Genomic DNA, 1177 nt, shown 5'->3' with positions numbered 1-1177 from the left:
GCCGCACCATAGGCGCTGTCGGCTGCCAGCCGCTCGGGCCAGAGCCCGAAGCGCTCCTGGGTCCGGTCGATCATCGTTCGCGCCGCGCCGACCTCCGCCTGCCTGATCGCTCGCGTGGCCTCGACATCGACGATCACCGCGTGGTCGAGGTCGATCAGGTAGTTGGTCGCGTAGGCGAAGAAGGCGTGGCCCTTGTGCGCGCCGGTCCACTGCGCAGCCGGATCCGACCGCGAAACGAACTTCGGCGTCGTCGGGCTCGCCGCGCCCCAAGCCGCATCGTCAAGCGTGTCGAGGTACTCGCGAACAGAACGGCGGGAAGCTGCCAACTCCTCCCAGTCGACCTCGTCCGCGCCGTCCGCCGAGCGGCGCCGGTTGGCGTCGGCTCGGATCAGGCTGGCGTCGACCGCAAAGCCCTCGCCGCCAACAAGCCCTTCCGTCATGCAGCGGCCAACCACCGTCTCGAACAGCTTGCGCAGCAGGTCGCTGTCGCGGAAGCGGCCGTGGCGGTTCTTCGAGAAGGTCGAATGGTCCGGCACGGCGCCGTCGAGGCCGAGCCGGCAGAACCAGCGATAGGCGAGGTTCAGGTGAACCTCCTCGCACAGTCGCCGCTCAGACCGGACTCCGGAGCAGTAGCCCACCAGCAGCATCCGGATCAGGAGTTCCGGGTCGATCGAGGGACGCCCCATAGAGCTGTAGAACGGAGCCAGATCCCGGCGCACTTCCGACAGGTCGACGAAGCGGTCGATCGCCCTCAGCAGATGATCCTGCGGCACATGCCGCTCGAGTGAGAACTCGTAAAACAGCGCCGCCTGGTCGACCTGCCGTTCACCCATCATCGCCGCCGCCCTCCGCCCGCATGACGGAGTGAATCAGCGACGGAGCCCCGCTTCAACGGCCGAGTTTTTCAACGGAATCGGTCAGGTGAGGTCCCTGCTGACAGCCGCTCGGCGCCGCGACCGGACATCCAGCCTGCTGCCACAAGCAGACTCTTTATGAGGGCGATCGTTCGCGTTCAAAGCCACGGCAGCGATGGCGTCCCTGAAGCGTAGATTGACCAGCCCCAAGGCGTTTTTGAGCAGCTCCTTGCCTTCGAGGTTGTGCATCATCCGGCGCGGGATCGCACGCGCGCCGCGATCGGATCGGTCCGCGAAATCCCAACGGAACTCGGCGATCAGGC

General features: G+C 66.5%; 2 protein-coding genes. Both read right to left on the bottom strand.

Annotated features, from left to right (window positions below; genetic code table 11):
* Nucleotides 1-836: transposase (locus tag ACKAE7_RS20995; protein WP_408980223.1), on the bottom strand; the 836-nt coding region annotated here is incomplete at its 3' end.
* 81 nt (nt 837-917) lie between these two features.
* Nucleotides 918-1177, bottom strand: a 260-nt coding sequence (locus tag ACKAE7_RS20990) for a hypothetical protein (protein ID WP_408980222.1), incomplete at its 5' end; no start/stop codon positions are given.

It is taken from the genome of Pseudarthrobacter sp. NKDBFgelt (assembly GCF_046097905.1).
GTDB lineage: Bacteria > Actinomycetota > Actinomycetes > Actinomycetales > Micrococcaceae > Arthrobacter > Arthrobacter polychromogenes.
Note: the sequence above shows the minus strand (reverse complement) of the source record. Positions and strands in the feature narration are given on the sequence as shown.